The 3124-nt window shown below is 39.3% G+C and carries 4 protein-coding genes; 1 reads left to right on the forward strand and 3 read right to left on the reverse strand.

Annotated features, from left to right (window positions below; translation table 11 throughout):
• Both PSHG_RS25760 and PSHG_RS25770 read right to left on the reverse strand, forming a co-directional pair.
• The coding region (locus PSHG_RS25760) for a helix-turn-helix domain-containing protein (RefSeq protein ID WP_026021614.1) at positions 1-190 on the reverse strand (190 nt) is incomplete at its 3' end.
• A gap of 1491 nt (positions 191-1681) precedes the next feature.
• Complete coding sequence (locus PSHG_RS25770; protein ID WP_010279990.1) at positions 1682-1963, reverse strand: helix-turn-helix domain-containing protein; 282 nt, start codon at positions 1961-1963, stop codon at positions 1682-1684.
• Positions 1964-2135: 172 nt separating this feature from the next.
• Between PSHG_RS25770 and PSHG_RS32055 the strand changes: the two genes are divergently transcribed.
• The gene (locus PSHG_RS32055) at positions 2136-2219 is read left to right on the forward strand and encodes a putative holin-like toxin (RefSeq protein WP_222860753.1); all 84 of its coding nucleotides are present in this window, start codon (positions 2136-2138) and stop codon (positions 2217-2219) included.
• 342 nt (positions 2220-2561) lie between these two features.
• On the opposite strand, the gene PSHG_RS25785 is transcribed toward PSHG_RS32055, so the two are convergent.
• Positions 2562-3124, reverse strand: a 563-nt coding sequence (locus PSHG_RS25785) for a PKD domain-containing protein (RefSeq protein ID WP_010279994.1), incomplete at its 5' end; no start/stop codon positions are given.

Consider the following 3124-nt stretch of genomic DNA (forward strand, 5'->3'; position numbering starts at 1 on the left):
TTATAAACTTCTTCTTCCTAGTCTCGAGATCTTCCATGAATTGTTTGAATTCGTCCGGATTCATCTCCAAGTACTTATATACCGTGTTCCTAGAGACCTTCAGTTTTCTAGCGATCTGTGAAATCTTCAATCCCTTCGCTTTCATTTGATGAATAGAGAAGTACATAGGCCACCTTGTTAAGCGTTTCATACTCTTCCTCACCCATGATGATTATTTCTAAGATGTATGATATTCAGGGTAGGAAGGTTCGTAAAGTGCTCATTCTTATCTAGCAATTCTTGTTGACTATATTCTAGCGGTTACAAGAATCAATCAACTGCCTATGCATCATTTGAGAAGTAGAGTTTCTATTGAAGTAGATAACGCTACTCAAGACCCACTAACTAGAACAGTTTCAGTCTCTTCAACTGTAAGTTACAGCGCTAATATTTCCATAACAATCCCTATTCGAAGTGCAATAAGTGCAGTTTTAGGAGGAAGCTGGACTAATAGTTACCAATTATCTGATTCTGTAGGCATTACAGTTCAACCAGGGTATAAGAGCTGGTTTGAGTTTACACCAATAATGGATAACTCTTATGGGGTAACTGAATATTATAATTCTTTTGGCAGCAAGGTAAGCAGTGTTTGGACTGATATTTATACTGCGAGAAGAGTAAGTGGACAAGCAGATGGAATACTAACTGCCGTTACTGTAAGAAGATAAATAAAATGTGGAGGTTGGATCTGTACATTTGATCCAACCTTTTTTCTTGATTAAACTATTTGGGACTAGTTATTCTATCCCAGATTAAATATACAACTCCAATAATTAGAGCGATAATACTCAAGATCAAAAGAGTATTACCAGTAAGGGATAAACCCTGGTTAAATAGCTCTTTCGTTTTCGAGGTTTCGGTTGATAAATAAATTGAGGCTACAAGATACCTCGTACAGAATAAAAGTGTAGAAATAAAGAAGAAAGAGACTGCCATTCCACGATTAGACATTCAATTGCCTCCCGTATTCTTATTGTTGATATTGCTCATGGAAAAATTCGAACTTCTAAAATTGTAACAATCCCCCAATTTATAGTCAAATTGTAAGGCATATAGGGCCTCCAGTGGTAATTTCTTAATAAATGGCTTGTTTTACATTGCAGCATCGGTTCGGATGACAATTGGTTAGAAAACCTAGATCATGCAGAAGCATATAAGCGTAAATGGGAAAAAATCAAGTCAGATATCGACCTGTATGTCGAAAAGAATCCGGATAAACAGTCATTCTACCCCGAAGATGCTCTTAACTTTCCGGTACTATTATCAAAAATAGAACATCCTATGAAATTAATTCGTTATGAGGATAGATCTTCGGCATCACAATTGATAATTACAAATTGCCACATGATGTATTCATACTTACAAAAATCAATGAACAATTAACCCTGGATTCGATAACCGGAGGAACTACAAAAGTACAGTTTCAAAGGGGGAAGGAGTCTTAATGTATTTTGGGTTTCGCTATACGCAAATTGGTGGTCATTACATTTCTGAAGATCCACTAATAAGTGAGAATACAAATATAACTATCCAGAGATTGGTATTACCGACCATACCGGATCTGATATCGTGGTGCAGGTGCTAGATGGGAGGGTTGTTTTTCCAGAGCAATGGGGTCTGAAGGAAACTCGCCAGGAGTTTATCATCCAAGCTGATTTCTGATCTCTTCCAGCTCAAAACGAAGCCCAAGAGCAAGAACGACTTTCTGCAGCGTATCGTAACGTGGAATTTGTGTTGAGTTTTCTAATCGTGCGACCATGGATTGGCTAAGCCCGGCACGTTGGGCGACTTGTTCTTGTGTCCACCCAAGCATACGGCGTTGACGAATAATCGCCGACACCATCCAAGCTTTTTGCTTGATGGTTTCCATCTCAATGTCGTCTACACTGGAAATCTCTTTTTCAAACTCATCCCAGGTTTTCATTAGGCTTTCAACTCCTGTTATATAGAATGAATTAAAGAACTACTTCGTATAATCGGTCTTTCACATGTAATTCAAAAGTTCAGTCTATATGGGTAGAATTATGGTACAATATGTATAGCGATAGAAGGGCAAAGGGCGGTCGGCTAATCTCCCGGAAGGGAGGTGATGCCTTGTGACAGTATTCGAAGCAATTTCATTGATGCTAACTTTCGGCTTGCTAATTGTAGCCATGCTGTCATTTAACGCAAAGAAATAGACCGCCCCTCACCAAAGGTATGCGGTCTATTTCTGCCTACCGAGCCACCGCTTTTTGTGCGGCTATTGCTACGGAGAGTCGAGGTGCAACTCGGCTCTCTTTTATTATCTTAATCATACCACGTCATTATTATTCCTTCAATGACAACCATTCTAACTATTGCAAAAGGATAAAAATTCCTGATTCACAGAGATATACAAAGGAAATGTTTTCTTTGTCATATTCCACCGTATAAGAAAAATGCCTCTGACTATATGCCAGAGGCTTTTCTGTAGCTTTTTTGAATAGAGTTAGAAGATGCAGCTGCATCTTCTAACCGGTACGAAGCTTGATTAAATCCTGCTAACCACGGTTTGGGTTTCCTTCTTTCTTGTTATACCAGATGTGATCCCTTATTTCTATATTTAGGATTTCTTCACGTACTTGGCCATTCAGGTATGTCGCCCTAACCGTTACAGTATAGGTTCCGTCCGGTATCTGAATCCAATATCTCCTCCATATTGTATCTGACCAAGTGCTGCTATTTTCTCTTAATAGTGATCCAGTATAAGCAAAGTTCGGATACTGACTGTAGTAAGCGTCATACAAAAACTGTGTTGGCACTGGAATTACGGCCCATGGAAACTGCATATCTACTTCTACAGCTGCTGCATTGTCACTCGTAATAGCATCGACAATGACTGGTTCGCCCGCTAGGAACTTGGACAGATCCAAGAAGTTCTCATTAAAATGAGTTTCCCAGGTTTCGGTATGTCGGAGCTGAGCTTCTAAAATGAGTGGTAGCACTTCAATCGTTTTTGTCGTTGAATGGTGCAGTCCGTATGGATCGGTAACAGTGAGAGTCACCAAGTAATCTCCAGGATTATAATTTGTCACTGTGCTAGGAATAGAAGCATTCCGAGTAG

Origin of the sequence: Paenibacillus senegalensis JC66 (assembly GCF_000285515.1) — a bacterium.
Taxonomy (GTDB): domain Bacteria; phylum Bacillota; class Bacilli; order Paenibacillales; family NBRC-103111; genus Paenibacillus_L; species Paenibacillus_L senegalensis.

Coding starts and splice junctions, on each gene's coding strand:
- PSHG_RS25770 (WP_010279990.1), bottom strand. CDS start 1,963: ATGAAAACCTGGGATGAGTTTGAAAAAGAGATTTCCAGTGTAGACGAC.